Source organism: Reyranella massiliensis 521 (assembly GCF_000312425.1).
GTDB lineage: Bacteria > Pseudomonadota > Alphaproteobacteria > Reyranellales > Reyranellaceae > Reyranella > Reyranella massiliensis.
Genome location: NZ_HE997181.1, coordinates 4,451,477 through 4,468,148, shown reverse-complemented (window position 1 = coordinate 4,468,148; position 16,672 = coordinate 4,451,477). Strand labels below are relative to the sequence as shown.

The 16,672-nt window shown below is 63.9% G+C and carries 16 protein-coding genes; 12 read left to right on the top strand and 4 right to left on the bottom strand.

Annotated features, from left to right (window positions below):
• The first annotated feature begins 2 nt into the window (after positions 1 to 2).
• The 4 genes from lnt to BN60_RS21795 all read left to right on the top strand — a co-directional run bounded on the left by lnt (position 3) and on the right by BN60_RS21795 (position 5,956).
• On the top strand, positions 3 to 1,511 hold the full coding sequence (lnt, locus tag BN60_RS21810) for an apolipoprotein N-acyltransferase (RefSeq protein ID WP_020698278.1): 1,509 nt from the start codon (positions 3 to 5) through the stop codon (positions 1,509 to 1,511).
• 247 nt (positions 1,512 to 1,758) lie between these two features.
• On the top strand, positions 1,759 to 2,184 hold the full coding sequence (locus BN60_RS21805; RefSeq protein WP_245539836.1) for a helix-turn-helix domain-containing protein: 426 nt from the start codon (positions 1,759 to 1,761) through the stop codon (positions 2,182 to 2,184).
• A gap of 201 nt (positions 2,185 to 2,385) precedes the next feature.
• On the top strand, positions 2,386 to 3,672 hold the full coding sequence (gene metK / locus BN60_RS21800) for a methionine adenosyltransferase (protein WP_020698276.1): 1,287 nt from the start codon (positions 2,386 to 2,388) through the stop codon (positions 3,670 to 3,672).
• Between the two features lie 187 nt (positions 3,673 to 3,859).
• Positions 3,860 to 5,956: a peptidase domain-containing ABC transporter gene (locus tag BN60_RS21795; RefSeq protein WP_177324854.1), complete on the top strand. Its 2,097-nt coding sequence runs from the start codon at positions 3,860 to 3,862 to the stop codon at positions 5,954 to 5,956.
• On the opposite strand, the gene BN60_RS21790 is transcribed toward BN60_RS21795, so the two are convergent.
• The 3 genes from BN60_RS21790 to BN60_RS21780 are packed head-to-tail and all read right to left on the bottom strand — an operon-like array spanning position 5,949 to position 8,125.
• Complete coding sequence (locus tag BN60_RS21790; RefSeq protein ID WP_020698274.1) at positions 5,949 to 6,416, bottom strand: MmcB family DNA repair protein; 468 nt, start codon at positions 6,414 to 6,416, stop codon at positions 5,949 to 5,951. The two genes, BN60_RS21795 and BN60_RS21790, sit on opposite strands and share 8 nt — an antisense overlap.
• A gap of 12 nt (positions 6,417 to 6,428) precedes the next feature.
• The gene (locus BN60_RS29180) at positions 6,429 to 7,631 is read right to left on the bottom strand and encodes a tetratricopeptide repeat protein (RefSeq protein ID WP_020698273.1); all 1,203 of its coding nucleotides are present in this window, start codon (positions 7,629 to 7,631) and stop codon (positions 6,429 to 6,431) included.
• Entirely contained in the window at positions 7,628 to 8,125 is a 498-nt protein-coding gene (locus tag BN60_RS21780) for an SEL1-like repeat protein (protein ID WP_020698272.1), read from the bottom strand. The genes BN60_RS29180 and BN60_RS21780 overlap by 4 nt, the downstream gene beginning before the upstream one ends.
• A gap of 837 nt (positions 8,126 to 8,962) precedes the next feature.
• Here BN60_RS21780 and BN60_RS29175 point away from each other — a divergent pair.
• The gene (locus tag BN60_RS29175; RefSeq protein WP_020698271.1) at positions 8,963 to 9,613 is read left to right on the top strand and encodes a TetR/AcrR family transcriptional regulator; all 651 of its coding nucleotides are present in this window, start codon (positions 8,963 to 8,965) and stop codon (positions 9,611 to 9,613) included.
• Between the two features lie 180 nt (positions 9,614 to 9,793).
• On the opposite strand, the gene BN60_RS21765 is transcribed toward BN60_RS29175, so the two are convergent.
• A complete protein-coding gene (locus BN60_RS21765) occupies positions 9,794 to 10,249 on the bottom strand; it encodes a c-type cytochrome (RefSeq protein WP_083856231.1) in 456 nt (151 codons plus the stop codon).
• A gap of 187 nt (positions 10,250 to 10,436) precedes the next feature.
• On the opposite strand from BN60_RS21765, the gene BN60_RS21760 reads away from it, so the two are divergent.
• The 7 genes from BN60_RS21760 to BN60_RS21730 all read left to right on the top strand — a co-directional run bounded on the left by BN60_RS21760 (position 10,437) and on the right by BN60_RS21730 (position 16,656).
• Positions 10,437 to 11,135, top strand: coding sequence for a cytochrome b/b6 domain-containing protein (locus tag BN60_RS21760; RefSeq protein WP_020698269.1), 699 nt, complete (start codon positions 10,437 to 10,439; stop codon positions 11,133 to 11,135).
• Positions 11,136 to 11,237: 102 nt separating this feature from the next.
• On the top strand, positions 11,238 to 12,086 hold the full coding sequence (locus BN60_RS21755; protein WP_020698268.1) for an AAA family ATPase: 849 nt from the start codon (positions 11,238 to 11,240) through the stop codon (positions 12,084 to 12,086).
• Between the two features lie 18 nt (positions 12,087 to 12,104).
• Positions 12,105 to 13,286, top strand: a complete 1,182-nt coding sequence (locus BN60_RS21750; protein ID WP_020698267.1) for a vWA domain-containing protein — start codon at positions 12,105 to 12,107, stop codon at positions 13,284 to 13,286.
• A gap of 16 nt (positions 13,287 to 13,302) precedes the next feature.
• Complete coding sequence (locus tag BN60_RS21745; RefSeq protein WP_020698266.1) at positions 13,303 to 14,934, top strand: thiamine pyrophosphate-requiring protein; 1,632 nt, start codon at positions 13,303 to 13,305, stop codon at positions 14,932 to 14,934.
• Positions 14,935 to 14,997: 63 nt separating this feature from the next.
• The gene (locus tag BN60_RS31900; protein WP_020698265.1) at positions 14,998 to 15,387 is read left to right on the top strand and encodes a thioredoxin domain-containing protein; all 390 of its coding nucleotides are present in this window, start codon (positions 14,998 to 15,000) and stop codon (positions 15,385 to 15,387) included.
• A gap of 21 nt (positions 15,388 to 15,408) precedes the next feature.
• A complete protein-coding gene (locus BN60_RS31895; RefSeq protein WP_020698264.1) occupies positions 15,409 to 16,056 on the top strand; it encodes a TlpA disulfide reductase family protein in 648 nt (215 codons plus the stop codon).
• A 150-nt stretch (positions 16,057 to 16,206) separates the two neighbouring features.
• Positions 16,207 to 16,656 (top strand): (2Fe-2S)-binding protein, encoded by a 450-nt coding sequence (locus BN60_RS21730; protein ID WP_020698263.1) that lies wholly within the window; start codon positions 16,207 to 16,209, stop codon positions 16,654 to 16,656.
• The last annotated feature ends 16 nt before the right edge of the window (positions 16,657 to 16,672 follow it).

The window sequence follows — 16,672 nt, the reverse complement described above, 5'->3', positions numbered from 1 at the left end:
TCGTGAAGAACCTTACAGGCTGGCGCGCCGCAGGCGTCGCCTTTGTCGCCGGCGCTTTGGCTGCGCTCGCCATGCCGCCGTTGCAGTGGCTGCCCCTGGCCGTGCTGGGGGTGGTCGTGTTCGTCTGGCAGTGGGATGCGGCGCCAGGGCCCAGAAGTGCGCTTTGGCGGGGATGGGCCTGGGGCCTCGGCCACTTTGCGGTCGGCTCCTACTGGATCCTCGACGCCTTCTTCGTGCCGCCCGCGGATTTTGCCTTTGCCGGGCCTCCCATCGTGATCGGGCTGGCCGCGATTCTGGGGTTCTTTCCCGGGCTCGCAGGCATGGCGGCAAAGTGGGCTGCGTTGCGCTGGCCGCGGCTCGGTGGGCGTCATTGCCGGCTGCTGCTGTTGGCCCTCGCCTGGACGGCTGCGGAATGGCTGCGCGGGCATGTCTTCACCGGCTATCCGTGGAATCCGCTCGGTCATGTCTGGGCTTTCGCCACGCCGTTGCTTCAGAGCGCGTCGCTGTTCGGCGTCTACGGTCTTGGCCTGCTGAGCTTCCTCGTGCTTGCCGCGCCGGCAGCAGGTTGGCGGGCATCGGTCGCAGCCTTGGTGCTGGTCGGCGGTGCAGGCTTCGGCGGACAGTTGGCAATGGCGCCGGTGAACGCCGCCGAAGGTCCTCTGGTGCGCATCGTACAGCCCAATACGCCTCAGGCGGAAAAGTGGATCCCGGAGAATCGGGTGCGGCATTTGGCCAAGCTTGTGGAGATGAGCCGGCGCGAGGGTTTCGACCGGCTGAGCGCCGTAGTCTGGCCGGAAACCGCACCGCCGTTCATCGTCGAACCGGGTTCACCGGCACTGAAGGTGATGGGCACGGCAGCCCCGTCGGGCGGCTACCTGCTGACCGGCGCTGCGCGCGGTACCGGCGTGCGGGGCGATGGCGTCTGGAACTCGTTGCTGGTCATTGATCCTGCGGGCGCGATCGTCGCTCACTACGACAAGGTTCATCTCGTTCCGCTCGGAGAATATATCCCCTTTCACCGCCAGCTCGCGCCGATCGCCGGCTTCATCGGTCGCGGCTCGTTCGAGGAAGGCGAGGCGCGGATGACGATGGATTTGCCGGGCCTGCCATCGGTGTCGCCGGTGATCTGCTACGAGGTCATCTTTCCTGCCGCCGTCACCGGCCCTGGCGCGCGGCCGCGCTGGCTGCTGAACGTCACCAACGACGCCTGGTTTGGCCTCTCAAGCGGGCCGTACCAGCACCTCGCCAGTGCCCGCATGCGATCGATCGAAGAGGGGCTGCCGATGATCCGCGCCGCCAACACCGGCGTATCGGCCATAATAGATGCTTATGGCCGAGTGCTTGCTTCGCTCGATATGCAGCAGGAAGGGATCATCGATCACCCACTGCCCATGGCCCGCGCTATCACACCTTATGGACGGTGGGGCGACTGGGTTCTGCTCGGGCTTTTTGCAGTCGTTACGATTTTGCTGATTGTCTCATCTCGTTTCGGTGACGCTGAAAATGCATAGGAATTCAGACGTTTAACGAACAAGGTTCGGCTTGCATTGTACTCGGAAGGAGGTAAAGTGATATGCGGCCTGCTCGCGTAGATATGCATTTATGCACATAAGAGATTAGGACGGTGTAACAGCGCCCGGTCGGCACTCCCGGTCGGCACTTTTGTGCCGAAGCGGCGTTTTACCTCGTGATTGTATTCGGAAAGATGGGGACCCCATGGCGAGATCGCATCCCGTTGACGTTCACGTCGGAGCGCGTATGCGCCAACGACGCACTCTCCTTGGCATGAGCCAGGAAAAGCTCGGGACGGCGGTCGGACTTACCTTTCAGCAGATTCAGAAGTACGAGCGCGGCTCCAACCGCATTGGCTCGAGCCGGCTCTTCGAATTCGCGAAGGTGCTGGATGTTCCTGTCTCCTATTTCTTCGATGAAATGCCGTCGAACGCTTTGGCCGGCCGGCCGATGTCGGGCCGCGGTCGCAAGAGCGGCTTCGGCGAGGCGGCCACGCCCTTCGAACAGGAGAAGGATCCGTTGATCAAGCGCGAGACGCTGGAGTTGGTTCGCGCCTACTACAAGATTCGCGAAGGCCGCGTGCGCAAGCGCATCTTCGAGATGGTGAAGGCGATCGGAGCCGCCAGCCACGCCGAAGTTCTCGGTGGCCGTAAGGGTCGCAGCAAGGACTAGTCGCCGAAAGGCCACCGCCTGAGGTGTCCGACCCTCTTGATTTCTCCTGTCAGTTGGAGTTCTTAACGGCGCGGCTTCGATGGTCGAAGTCGCCGCGGACGGATTTGGACGACTTGCCACCGCGCAAATAAAGGCTAAGCCGGACGATGGCGGTCTTTCCGCCCTGCCCGGGAGTCCAGCGACAACCGTGGAGGGCTTAAAGTGGCGCTCAAAGACTATATTTTCACCAGCGAATCGGTTTCCGAAGGTCATCCGGACAAGGTCTGCGACCAGATCTCGGACGCGATCCTCGATGCGTTCATCGCCAACGACGTGAAGCTCGGCCATGCCGATGACAGCCACGCCAACACCCGCCTGGGCTGCGAGACGCTGGCGACGACCAACAAGATCGTGATCGCCGGCGAAGGCCGCGCTTCCGAGCCGTACATGAAGAAGTATGGCAAGCACACCATCGTGAACCGCGAAGCCATCTCCGAGATCGCCCGCGAGGTGGTGCGCGACATCGGCTACGATCAGGACGGCTTCTCCTTCCATGGCGCCGACATCGAGGTGCTCCTGCATGGCCAGTCGCCGGACATCGCCATGGGCGTCGATGCCAAGAAGAAGGGCGGCAACCTCGGCGACCAGGAAGGCGCGGGCGATCAGGGCCTGATGTTCGGCTTCGCTTGCCGCGACAGCGAGGAATACGAGAAGGGCTCGTTCATGCCGGCCCCGATCTACTTCTCGCACAAGATTCTCGAAGTGCTGAGCAAGGCGCGTCGCTCCGGCGAGCTGCCCGACCTGCAGCCCGATGCCAAGAGCCAGGTGACGGTGCGCTATATCGACGGCAAGGCCGTCGGTGCCACCAAGGTCGTGGTTTCCACGCAGCACCGCGAAGCCAACAAGAAGGGCAAGAAGTACAACTCCGGCATGATTCGCGAGATGATCGCCAAGCATGTCGAGAAGTCGCTGCCCAAAGGCTGGATGCCCAAGAAGGCGGCCGATTTCTTCGTCAATCCGACGGGTAACTTCGTCGTCGGCGGTCCCGATGGCGATTGCGGGCTCACGGGCCGCAAGATCATCGTCGACACCTACGGCGGCTACGCCCCGCACGGCGGCGGTGCCTTCTCGGGCAAGGACCCGACCAAGGTCGATCGTTCGGCCGCCTATGCAGCGCGCTATCTCGCCAAGAACGTCGTTGCTGCAGGCTTGGCTGACCGCTGCCTGATTCAGGTAGCCTATGCGATCGGCGTCGCCGATCCGATGTCGCTCTATGTCGACACACAGGGCACCGGCAAGGTCGACGAGCGTAAGCTCGAGAAGGTCCTCTCGGATCTCTTCCCGCTGCGGCCGACCAACATCCGCCGTTCTCTCGAACTCAACAAGCCGATCTACCGGCGCACCGCGGCCTACGGCCATTTCGGGCGCAAGCCGGAGAGGGATGGCGGCTTCTCCTGGGAGCGCACCGATCTGGTGCCCGAGCTGAAGCGCGCTTTCGGCGCCCGCTAACGCGGCAGGCATTTTCATTGAAAGGCGCGCGGGCCCCAGCTCGCGCGCCTTTTGCTTGAGGATTCGCCTGCACTAAATTGAGTCGCAAGGGCTTTCCGGGTAGGCTTCCGAGATGGCTCCGCTCGAGAATGGCGGCTTCCAGCAGTCCTTGTGGGACAGCGCGAGCCGTCCCCCCGTCGATTCGCTCATGAGGGCTCTGCTGTACATCACCCAGCAGATCGGCCGGCCGGTGAGCGAAGCCGATGTGCGCCGCCTAGCCGTGGTGCCGGCCTCGGGCCTCGATGAAACGGCCTTTCTGACGGCCGGCAAGCGGCTTGGTTTAGTTGCCGAGGCCATCGAGCTCAATACAGCCGCGCTCGATGAACTGCCGTTACCCTTCGCGTTGTTGGCGCCCGATCGGACGGTGCATGTGGTCGTCTCCGGGCGGGCCCATCGCTGGACTGTCCTCGATGTCGTCGAAGGACGTGCCTGGCACCTCGGCGACGAGGCCGTGATGGCGCTCGGCTCGCGTGCTCTTGTGCTACGCGAGCCCGTTCTGCATCAGGCATCTGAGCAATGGTACGCACCGTTCTGGACGCGCGTGCGGCCTGTCGTGCTGAGACTCGCGGCGGCCTCGTTCCTCATCAACGTGCTGGGCCTCCTGACGCCGCTCTTCATGATGCTGGCGGTCAACACGGTGATCGGCCAGCATCCGCCGGGCGGTCTGTCGTCGGTCATGACCGTTCTCTGCATCGGCATGCTGGTGGCTTACGCTGCGGATTTCGGCCTGCGCGTGTCGCGCGGCTGGTTGTCGGCCCGGACCGGCGCTCGTCTCGACGCGCTGATGAGCGCGGAGGTACTGCATCACCTCGTGGCCCTGCCTTACCGGCATTTCGAGCGCACGCCATCGGGTGTCATCGCCGAGCGGCTGCGCCAGCTCGACGTGCTGCGTTCTTTCCTCACCGGCCAGATGCCGGTGCTGGCGATAGATCTGTTGTTCGTTGCGCTGTTCCTGATCGCCACCTTCGCCATCAGCACGATTCTGGGCCTGGTCGCCGCGCTCGCCATTCCCGTGCTGATCGGCGTGTCGCTTGCCATGCACCGTGCGCAGCGCCGGCTGGCGGATGAGAGCTTCCAGGCGCTGGCGGCCAAGAGCTCCACGCTGACGGAAACGGTCGCCAATGCCGCCACCATCAAGGCGTTGGGCCTCGAAGCCGAGGTCGAGAAGCGCTGGCAGGCGCGGGTCGAGCAATCGGCCCATACCAGCCTGCGCGCAAACAACCTTGCCAACATCGCCGCCAGCGCCTCGGGAACCCTGCAGCTCGTGGCGTCGCTCATCATCGTCGTGATCGGCATCGGCGAGGTCGCCGACCATCAGTTGACGATCGGCGGCCTGATCGCGGCCAACATGCTGGCGACGCGCGCATTGCAGCCGATGCGGCAACTGGTCGGCGCCTGGCACCAACTCCAGGCTGTGGGGGCTGCGTTCAAGCGCGTCGACGAATTGATGAACGAGCCGGTGGAGAGCTCCCCAGGAGAGTTTGCTCCCATGCCCGCCCTGGCTGGCGACATTGCCCTCGACCGCGTGACCTATCGTGCCGATGAACGCGCCCCGCCCGTCTTGCGTGAAGCCGATCTCAGCATCGTCGCCGGCGAGATTCTGGGCATCGTCGGACCGTCCGGATCGGGCAAGAGCACGATCGCCAATCTGATCCAGGGACTTGTGCAGCCGGCCGACGGCCGTGTGCTGGTCGACGGCACCGACATTGCCCACCTATCGCCGGCGCAGCTGCGCGCGCAGATCGGCGCCGTGCCGCAGGATGTCCAGCTCTTCACGGGGTCGGTGCGCGAGAACATCGCGATGGGCGTGGTCGACAAGGATCCGGGGCGTGTCGTGGCGGTCGCAAAGTTCGTCGGCGCGCACGAGTTCATCCAGCGTCTGCCACAGGGCTACAACACCGTACTGGGAGAGCGCGGGCAGGGCCTGTCGACGGGGCAGCGCCAGCTCCTCTGCATCGCGCGCGCGTTGATCCGCAACCCGCGCATCCTGATCCTCGACGAGGCGACCAGTGCGCTCGATCCGGCCACTGAGGAACAGCTCCTGCGCCAGCTCAAGGGCAACACGCGGGGCCGCACGGTCATCATGATCACTCATCGGCTCGCACCGCTGGCGATCGCCGATCGAGTCGCCCTGGTGATGGGGGGCCGTATCGAGCGCGTCGGGCCGCCGACGGAAGTCATGGCCTATGCTCGCATCCGCATGGCGGAGGCCAGTCGCGGACGGGACGCGAACGCATCTAGGTAAAGTCGGCGAAATCCGGATCGTTGAGCCGGGCGAGGCGCTCCGACGCGAGCCGCGCGCAGTCGATCAGCAGCGACTTGCGCCGGGCTGCGGCCAAGGGTTGCCGTCCCGGTCGGCGCAGGATTTCGGCACCGTAGGCGTCGGCCACGATCAACCCGACCTCTTGGACAATCAGCTCCTGCGGGAAGTCGACCGGCACGGCGAAGAAGAGCTGGTCGCACCAGGCAAGATAGTCCGGCCATTTCTGGTCGACACGCCAGTCCTCGATCGACGACTTCACCTCGATGATTGTCAGTTCGCCGCCGGCGGTGATCGCCATGATGTCGGCGCGGCGGCCGTCGGGCAGCGGCAGTTCGAGCAGGACGGAGTAGCCGGCCTGACGCAGCAGCCGACAGGTGCCGCGGCAAACGGCGAGGGTGACTTCGGGGCGCGTCGATCGCGCGGCGCTGGGCGGCGTTTCCACCGGCGCAAACCTCTAGCGGCGCGGCGCCATGAGGCGGGGCTGGCCGTCGTCGCGCGGCAGCTCGGACGTCGGCTTGAAGGCCTGGGCGAGTGCTTCCGCGCGCCTGCGATCGCGGTCGGAGGCTTTGTCGGCGAGTTTTTCGCGCGCCGCACTTGCATCCGGACGGCCGCTGCGTTCGGCGAGCAGCAGCCACTTGTAGCCTTCGGCGGGATCGGTAGCGCCGCCCGCACCACTCAACAGCAGGACGCCCAGCGCCTGCTGCGCTTCGGCGAGGCCCTGTTGGGCGGCTCGGGTGTACCAGAGCTGCGCCTGGGCCGGATCGCGCGGAACGCCGACGCCGCCGAGATAGGCGTTGGCGAGCTTGAACTGCGCCGACGGTACGCCGCCGTTGGCGGCTGTCTCGTACCAGGCGATGGCGATCTTCAGCGCCTTGTCGTTGGCGGCCTTGTCGCGTTGCAGGGGCATGCGCACGGCGATGTCGCCGAGTGCAAGTGCGGCTTCCGGGACGCCATTCTCCTGCGCCTGCACGAGCCAGCGATGCGACGCGGGAAGGTCCTTCTTGACGCCGGCACCTTCGGACAAAGCAAGACCGTAACGCAGGGCGGCCAGGGGATGGCCCTTCTCGGCGGCTCGGCGAAACAGATCGGCCGCGCGGGCCGCGTCGGCCGCAACCGGCGGCGCGCTGTCGTCCATGGCGCGGCCAAGCGCGTACATCGCATAGGGATCGCCGTCGGAGGCTGCCTTCTCGAGCCAGGCTCGCGCCTGCACGAGGTCGCGCGGCACGCCTTGGCCCCGGAGATAGAGGAGGCCGAGATTGGTCTGGGCGCGGCGATGGCCTTGTTCGGCTGCCTTGGTGAAGAGTTCCGCGGCGCGCGCATCGTTGCGCGGCTGGCCGGCCTCGCCCTGGGCATAGATCAAGCCCAGTCGATGCTGGCCCTCGCTGGAGCCGGCATCCGCCGCGCGCTGGATCAGCCGGAGTCCTTCGGCCGTGGCGCCGCGTTCAATCAGGATGGCGCCGAGCCAGGCATCGGCATCGGCGTTGGGCGTACGCAGGGAGCGCAGGGCTTGTTCGGCCGCAGCCACATTGCCCTGGCGATAGGCCAGGACCGCCGGGCGTAACGGTGCCGCGACGTCCGACGCATCGCCTTGTTGAGAATGAGCGGCCGCACTCGCGACGAGCAGCGCCGCAATCAGCGCCGCTCGCGCGGCAATCATTTCGTCTTGAACTGGAAAGCCATCGCCGCGGCCTTGGCTTTTTCGACTTCGTCGGGCTTCAGCTCACGAGCCGCCTGATCGAGGGCGAGCTGGGCATTGGGCACGTTCCACTTCTCGGCGATGGCGCACCACTTGTAGGCCTCGAACAGGCTCTTCGGCACGCCTTTGCCCTCGGCATAGGCGCCGGCCAGCGGGATCATTGCCGGGAGATAGCCGCGCTCGGATGCGTCGAGCAGGAGCGGCGCTGCCTTGCTGAGATCGAAGAGCTTGGATTCGGCGTTGCCGTAGATGTAGAGGCCAAGCAGGAACTGGGCGCGCGGATCGCGTTCCTTGACCAGGACCTGCAGCCCCTTCTCGGCCGCGACGACATCACCGGCCTGCAATGCCTTCACGGCTTCTTCCATGTTGGCAGCGGCGGGATGGGCCAGGGCGCCCAGCATCAGGGCGGCGCCGGCCAAGGGAAGAAGAGCGCGGTAGGAACGGACAAAGCGCACGGAAAAGCTCCCGGTGTCTGTGGCCGATCATGCCGGCCAGAATTGCCATGACGCGGCGTCGTCTAGCATGGAATTGGGGCCGAAACACGAAGTGCGGCCCGTTCGATGTTCGGTGATCCCCTTATTGCATCGATTTTTGCGCACTCATGGTGACGGTGTCTTTCTAATTGATTGTAATATAACGAGTTTTCGGAAGAGGGGAGACAATGCGCGCGCGGTCTGCATTCCCTTTCCTGACTATCTGATGAGCGGAATGTGCAGGATTTCCTAGGATTTTGTTGATCTCTCCAAATCCAGATATGCAATTTTGCAACTAACGGGGGTGGCCCTCCATTTGTTAGGTTGCGGCCATAGAAGACGTTCGACTGTCGCTGCAATTCATATCCGAAAGGATTTTCGCCCAGAGCTGGCTGCGCTTTCTACAGCGCGCCGTAACGACCCGAAATTCTCATACCCGCCGGCGGCCTCCCAAGCCGCTCGTTGAAGCCCCCTTCCCACACACCCCAAGGCTTCGACAACCCCACACCCAGGCGGGTTTCTAAGGAAGGCCGGTCGTTCCCCAAGCGGCCGGCCTTTCGTATTTCTGGCTCTGGTCCGCGAACCTTGCCGTCCCCCTCTTTGACCTCGCGAAATGTCGGAGCTGCTCCCGGCTGGGAAGGGGGGGCTCCTGCGTGCCTGATGCAATGTCAGACCCCCCAAAAATGCCTATCTCAGAAAAAAAAGACAGCAAAATCAGGCCTCGACTTGGGCTAGATATGCATTTTTGCAGATTACAGCCCGGAGGCGAGCTGTTTATCGTTTGGACATTAAAGTCGTTTTTATTCTATTGGTTTCCCCATGAAAATTATCGGATTCCCAGTCGACGTATCGCGCTCGCAGGATGGCCGCATCGTCCGTGGCCTGCGAACCCGCAAGGCGCTGATCCAAGCCACGCTGGACCTTATCCAAGCCGGCGATGTGGAGCCGACGTCTGCTGCCATCGCCACCATCGCTGGCGTTTCGAGCCGGGCGCTCTTTCAACATTTCACGAGTCTGGCCGATCTCTATGCGGCTGCCTTCGATCTTGCGGTCAGCCGCGCATTCGACGGGAACCGTCCGATCGATGCCGCAGCGCCGTTGGCCAGCCGCATCGAGCTGCTGGTCGCCGATCGCGCTCAACTCTTCGAGGAATGGCTGCCGGTATGGCACTTCGCCGAGCGCGTGCGCAGCGTGGCGCCGGCGGTCGGTTCCGGCGTCGTGCAACTTAGGCGGCTTCTGCGGGAGCGGCTTGCCGGGTGGTTCGAGGCCGAGCTCAGCAATCTGGATGCAGGCGCGCACGATCTCGTGCTCGACTCGCTCGACCTGGCGTTCGGTCTCGATAGCTGGATGAACATGCGCGAACAGCTTCGCCTGTCACCCGTCCACGCGTCGCGAACCTGGCGTTTCACCGCGCAGGCGATCGTTCTGCAGGCGCTTACCGCTCCTCATCAGCCCGTGGCGGCGGCCTAGTCAGCCGCCGAAGCGAGGACTCCCAACACCCCAAGGCTTCGCTTCAAACCTCCCACACCAGTCACGGGCCACTGCGGAGGCCGGCCGTTCCCCAAGCGGCCGGCCTCTTCCGTTTCGGCAAAGAAAAAAGCGACGGCATTGCCGTCGCCTTCGTCTCGAAAGCGCCGATATCGGCTGGGGCTAGTTCGCCTTGGCGCGGAACTTATCGTGGCAGGCGCCACACGCCTTGCCGGTCTCGGCGAAGGCTGCCGTCAGCGCCTCGAGATTGCCCGAGCCGGCGGCGACGGCGAGTTTGTCGTAGGCGGCATCGGCGACCTTGTTGGCGGCCTGGAAGCCCGCCATGTCGGTCCAAATCGCGGGGAGGGCCTTGGTGTCGCCCTTGTCGGAGCCCGCAGGGAACTGCTTTGCGAACGCGACCTCCAACGTCTTGAGCTTGGCGGCCTGTTCGACCGCGCCGCTGGTCGGGCCCTTGGCGTCGATGATGCCCTTGATCGCGCGCATCGCGGCGGCGGCCTGCTTGCGGTTCTCTTTGCGCTCGGCAATCACGTCGCCTTGGGCCATGGCGATCGTCGCGCCGCCTACCATTCCACCGGCGGCAAGCGCGCCGATCAGTGCCACAACCAGAGTCTTCCTCATTGGCCATCCCCTATCTATTCAACGGATCGACGGGCAATTTACGCCTAGTCGATGGGATATTTGTTGCAGAGGTTGAGGCGGAAGCGAACAGGACTTCTGCGGAACGCTTCATCACGACTGCGTGTGCTGGCACTTGCACGAAGGAACATCGGCCTGACAATAGTCACCAAAAGGAGATGACGAGCGCATGGCCGGCAAGACTTCGACACGGATCCTCGTCTGGGATGTTCCCGTCCGCCTTTTTCATTGGACACTCGCTGTACTGCTGGCGGTTTCCTACTTCACCGCCCGCGCCGGCGGCGACTGGATGAATCTGCACTTCTGGTCGGGCTACGCGATTCTCACGTTGCTGTTCTTCCGTATCGCCTGGGGCTTTCTCGGCAGTACGACGGCGCGCTTCTCGAGCTTCCTCAAGGGGCCTTCGGCAGCGCTCGCCCATCTCGGTCATCTGCTGGGCCGCGGCCGGCCCCGCGACGCCGGGCATAATCCGTTGGGCGGCGCGATGGTCGTCGTCCTGATTCTCGCCGTGCTGGCACAGGCTGCCACCGGCCTCTTCGCGGCGGACACCGACATGGGCATGGTGAATGGTCCCTTGGCCTTGAAGGTCGCCGACAAATGGGTCGAGCGTGCCACCGATTTCCATTCGTTCTGGATCAACGTGCTGCTGATCCTGGTGGGGCTGCACGTACTCGCCGTTGTCTTCTATCTCGCTTGGAAGCGGCAGAACCTGATCGGCGCCATGTTCACCGGACGCAAGCCGGCCGACGACGTGGTCGAGCCGGGCGCTGCCATGCCGAAGCTCGTCTTCGTTTCGAACCGCCTCGCGATATCGCTACTGCTGGTATCGGCGGCATTGGTCTATTTCATCGTCCGCGTCGGTGGTTGATCTGCGAGTACGGGCGGCTGACCTGCGCGCGTGGCCTTGCTGGCCCCAAATCACCCCTCTAGGGTGATCTTCACTGATCTCGTGAAATCTGGATTTTGCACCATGAAATTTACAGGTACCGACTCGTATGTTGCCAGCGACGACCTGCGCGTGGCCGTGAATGCGTCCATCGCGTTGCAGCGTCCGCTGCTCATCAAGGGTGAGCCGGGCACCGGCAAGACGGTGCTGGCGCACGAAGTCGCCAAGGCGCTGAACGCACCGATCATCGAGTGGCACATCAAGTCGACCACCAAGGCGCAGCAGGGTCTGTATGAGTACGACGCCGTCTCGCGTCTGCGCGACAGTCAGCTGGGCGACGAGCGCGTGAAGGACATCTCGAACTACATCAAGCGCGGCAAGATGTGGGAGGCTTTCACCGCCGAGACCCGGCCGATCCTGCTGATCGACGAGATCGACAAGGCCGACATCGAGTTCCCGAACGACCTGCTGCTCGAACTCGATCGCATGCAGTTCTACGTCTACGAGACGCAGCAGACGATCAAGGCAGAGCAGCGCCCGATCGTGATGATCACCTCGAACAACGAGAAGGAACTGCCGGACGCCTTCCTGCGCCGCTGCTTCTTCCACTACATCCGCTTCCCCGATCGCGAGACGATGACGCAGATCGTCGACGTCCATTTCCCCGATCTGCAGCGTAACCTGCTGCGCGAGGCGCTGAACGTCTTCTACGACATCCGCGAAGTGCCGGGCCTCAAGAAGAAGCCCTCGACCTCGGAGCTGCTCGACTGGCTGAAGCTTCTCATGGTCGAGGACATGTCGCCCGAGTCGCTGCGCTCCAAGGATTCCAAGCAGCTCATTCCGCCGCTGCACGGCGCGCTGCTCAAGAACGAACAGGACGTCCACCTGTTCGAGCGTCTGGCCTTCATGGCGCGCCGGGAGCAGCGCCAATAACCCCATAGGAGTCACGCCATGTTCGTGAACTTCTTCCTCGAGCTCCGGCAGGCCAAGCTGCCGGTCTCCATCAAGGAATACCTCTCCCTGATGGACGCGATGGACAAGGGCGTCGCCGAGTACAGCGTCGACGACTTCTACTATCTGTCGCGCGCCGCCCTGGTGAAGGACGAGCGCAACCTCGACAAGTTCGACCGCGTGTTCGGCCATGTCTTCAAGGGGCTGGAGGCGCTGCCCGCCGAAGGCATCACCGCCGAGATCCCCGAGGAGTGGCTGCGCAAGCTCGCCGAGAAGCTTCTGACCGAAGAGGAGAAGAAGCAGATCGAGGCGATGGGCGGCTGGGAAAAGCTCATGGAGACGCTGAAGAAGCGTCTTGAGGAGCAGCAGAAGCGCCATCAGGGCGGCAGCAAGTGGATCGGCACGGCCGGCACCTCGCCGTTCGGCGCCTATGGCTTCAATCCCGAAGGCGTGCGCATCGGCCAGGACAAGAACCGCGAGGGCCGTGCGGTCAAGGTGTGGGACAAGCGCGAGTACAAGAACCTCGACGACACGGTCGAGATCGGCACGCGCAACATCAAGATCGCGCTACGCCGATTGCGCAAGTTCGCGCGCGAGGGCGCCGAGGTCGAGCTCGACATGCCCGACACGATCCGCTCGACGGCGCGCAACGCAGGCTATCTCGACATCAAGATGGTGCCGGAGCGGCGCAACAAGGTGAAGCTGCTGTTGCTGTTCGACATCGGCGGTTCGATGGACGCGCATATCCGCGTCTGCGAGGAGTTGTTCTCGGCGGCGCGCTCGGAATTCAAGCACCTCGAATTCTTCTACTTCCACAACTGCCTCTACGAGAAGCTGTGGAAGGACAACCGCCGTCGTCACGTCGACACCTTCTCGACGGCGCAGCTCCTGCACACCTATCCGCCCGACTACAAGGTGATCTTCGTCGGCGACGCCTCGATGAGCCCCTACGAGATCGCCTATCCCGGCGGCTCGGTGGAGCACTGGAACGAGGAGGCGGGTCAGGTCTGGATCCAGCGCATGGCCGACACCTATCGCAGCATGGTGTGGCTGAACCCGGTGCCCGAGCGGCACTGGAGCTACACGCCGTCCATTCAGCTGCTGCAGCAACTCAGCAGCAATCGCATGTACCCGCTGACTCTGGGCGGTCTCGACAGCGCGATGAAGGAACTCAACAAGTAGTCTTAGGGGAACGCAGATGAAGACCGGGCCGGCGATCGCCGAAATCCTGAAGAAAGAGGGCGTGGAATATCTCTTCGCCTACCCGGTCAACCATCTGATCGAGGCCTGCGCGGCAATCGACATCCGTCCGATCATCGTGCGCCAGGAACGCATCGGCCTGCACATGGCCGATGCCATGTCGCGCCTGACCAAGGGCCGCAAGATGGGTGTGTTCTGCATGCAGAGCGGTCCCGGCTCGGAGAACGCCTATGGCGGCGTAGCCCAGGCCTACGGCGAATCTATCCCGCTGCTGGTGATCCCGCAGGGCTATCCGCGCCGCATCGCGCATGTGCCGCCGAACTTCAATTCGACCATTGCCATGGCGCATGTCGCCAAGCATTGCGAGCCGGTGACCAACGGCAAGGACATTGCCAACATCATGCGCCGGGCCTTCAGCCTGCTGCGCAATGGTCGCGGTTCGCCCGTCATCGTCGAGCTGCCGGCCGACGCCTACGCCGAAGATGCACCCGATCCGCTGAACTACGAGCCGGTCGTCGTCACCAAGTACGGTCCCGACCCTGCCGCTGTGACGGAAGCGGCCAAGGTTCTGATGGCGGCCAAGCGGCCGGTGATATACGCCGGCCAGGGCGTGCATTGGGCCGAGGCCTACGACGAGTTGAAGGAACTGGCCGAACTGCTGGCCATTCCTGTCTGCACCAGCCTCGAAGGCAAGAGCAGCTTCGACGAGACGCATCCGCTGGCGCTGGGCTCGGGCGGACGCGCCTATCCGAAGGCTGTGCGTTCCTTCCTCGATCGCTCCGACGTGATCCTGGGGATCGGCTGCTCCTTCACCGAAACCAACTTCGGCATCTCCATGCCGACGGGCAAGACGATCATCCATGCAACGCTCGATCCGGCGCACCTCAACAAGGACGTGCTGATCAAGCATGGGCTGGTGGGCGATGCCAAGCTGACGCTCGCGGCTCTTGTGGCGGCCTGCAAGGCAGCCGGCGCCACCAAGCGCGACGCGAGTGTGGTCGCGGCAGAGATCAAATCGGTCGAGGCGGAGTGGCTGAAGGAGTGGATGCCGAAGCTCACCAGCAATGAGGAGCCGCTCAGCCCCTACCGCGTGCTGTGGGATCTTCAGCATACGGTCGATGTCGCCAACACCATCATCACCCATGATGCCGGAAGCCCGCGCGACCAGCTTTCGCCGTTCTGGAAAACGACCGCACCGCACACCTACATCGGCTGGGGCAAGACCACGCAGCTGGGCTACGGCCTCGGCCTGGCCATGGGCGCCAAGCTCGCCTGCTCGGACAAGCTCTGCATCAACGTATGGGGCGATGCCGCCATCGGCTTCACCGGCATGGATTTCGAGACGGCAGTGCGCGAGCGCATTCCGATCATGTCGATCCTGCTCAACAACTTCTCGATGGCTATCGAACTGCACATCATGAAGGTCTCGACCGAGAAGTACCGCTCGACCGACATCTCCGGCGACTACGCCGCCATGGCGCGCGCCTTCGGCGGCTACGGGGAGCGCGTCACCAAGGTCGAGGACATCGTGCCGGCCATCAAGCGCGGCATCGAGCAGACCAAGAAGGGCGTACCGGTGCTCCTGGAATTCATCACTTCCAAGGAAGTGACGATTTCGGTTCCGAAGTAACTTCATCCGGGCATGGTGAAGGACCTTTCCAGAGCCGCGGAAAGGTGCTTCGCTGTGTCCGACATGACAGTCGTTCTCACGCCCGCCGCCGAGCATCAGGTCGCCGTTCACGACGGCCTTTGGATGAGCCCCGCCGATGCCGAGAAGGTCACCGGCTGGACCTTGAAGCCCGAAGGCATGTGCCGTGCGGATATCTGCGTGCCGCTGCCGGCCTCGGCATTGCGGGTCAACGACGTCGACGTCGCCGCTTTCTGGACGAAGCTGGGCGGCCCGGTGATCGCGAGCGTACAACGCGATGTTTGGGCATTGGGCGCGCCGGCCGAAGAGCGCAATACGGCCCTTGAGGGTCTGGAGGCACCCGACTTCGCGCTGCCGGATATCGACGGCGTGCCGCGCCGTCTCTCCGAGCTCCGAGGCAAGAAGGTCTTCCTCGCCACCTGGGCCAGTTGGTGAGGCTGCCGTTTCGACTTGCCCGTGTGGCAGACCCTCTACGATGAACTGAAGGACAAGGGGTTCATGGTCGTAGCCGTGGCAGAGGAGAGCCGCGGTGCCGAGCATGCTCGCCCTTGGGTCGACCAGGCAAAGTCTTCCTACTGGCAGCTCATCGACACCGAACACCGACTGAGCGACCTCTACAATCTCGTCAACGTGCCGCAGGCGATCTGGATCGACGAACAAGGTCGGATCGTGCGGCCGCCCGAGACGGCCGGTTCGACCGATCATTTCCGCCGCATGGATCTCAAGACGCGTACGATGAGCCCGCAGGATCAGGCGAAACGCCTGGCAGCACGGCAGGCTTATCTCGACGCTATCCGTGCCTGGGTGATGACCGGCGCTCATGCGCTGCCCGCCGCTTCGGTGCGGGCGAACCTGCCGAAGGTGACACCGGAAATTGCCGAGGCACATGCCCGCTTCCGTCTGGGCGTCTGGTTGCGCACGCATGGCCGTGCCGTCGAGGGCGACCTGCAGATGGCCGAAGCAAGCCGTCTGCATCCCGATTCGTGGAGCATGTGGCGGCAGGCTGCCGATCTCGACGAAGTGGGCAAGGCATCGGGGCCGGACTTCTGGAAACGCGTACAGGCCTTGGGCGACCGGCCCTACTATCCGCCTCCCAAACTCTGAGCAGAGCGTTGTTCGGCGACAGTTGCCGGTGAAGCAGCCGAGGCGTTGTCATGCCCGACAGGCTCACGGCACCGTGAAGCGTCACGGCTAGGCGGGATTTCCGCCGCGCGCTAGGCTTGCTCCCATAATTCCTGAACAACGGAGAATGGGATGGCTGTTCTCAACGTCAACGGCAAGGCACTCGATCACAACGCCGAGCCGGACACCCCCCTGCTTTGGGTGCTGCGAGAGCAGCTCGGCCTGACCGGTACCAAGTACGGCTGTGGTATTTCCCAGTGCGGATCCTGCACGGTGCATATCGACGGTGTGGCCACGCGGTCGTGCGGTGTGCCGGTGAGTACCGTCGCCGACAAGAAGATCGTCACCATCGAGGCGCTGGCAACGAACGGCGCCCTGAACAAGATCCAGCAGGCCTGGGTTGCGCTCGACGTGCCCCAGTGCGGCTACTGCCAGAGCGGCATGGTCATGGCGGCCACGGCGCTTCTCGCATCCAACCCCAAGCCGACCGATGCCGACATCGACGCCGCTATGACCAACATCTGTCGCTGCGGCACCTATCAGCAGGTGCGCGAGGCGATCCACGCAGCAGCCAAGGCCTGAAGGAGGAGGACGCATC